This is a genomic window from Billgrantia ethanolica (genome assembly GCF_021404305.1).
GTDB lineage: Bacteria > Pseudomonadota > Gammaproteobacteria > Pseudomonadales > Halomonadaceae > Halomonas > Halomonas ethanolica.
Map to the genome: position 1 here is coordinate 1 of NZ_JABFTX010000039.1, position 318 is coordinate 318.

General features: G+C 60.4%; 1 protein-coding gene. It reads right to left on the minus strand.

Annotated elements, in window-relative coordinates:
• On the minus strand, window positions 1-318 hold a 318-nt coding region (locus tag HOP53_RS21415; RefSeq protein ID WP_234271876.1), incomplete at both ends, for a phage integrase N-terminal SAM-like domain-containing protein.

The window sequence follows — 318 nt, forward strand, 5'->3', positions numbered from 1 at the left end:
GGCATGTTTCGATGAGCCGCAGCCCTGAACCGTACATCAATGTTCCCATCAGATACATGGAACCCGAAAGGTGGCTCAGTACGCGCATCACTTCCTCGTGGGATAGCACCACTGGCAGCCGGCGTGGTCGCTTGGCGCGTGAGAATTCACCGATCTCTCCCAAGGGCTGCTCGAGAACATGGCGATAGAGAAAGACGATAGCATTCAGCGCCTGGTTGTGCGTGGCAGCTGCCACTTGGCGCTCCACCGCAAGGTGCTCCAGGAAGGCACGCACCTCGGAACCGCCCATGCTGGCAGGGTGGCGCACGCCATGGAAGC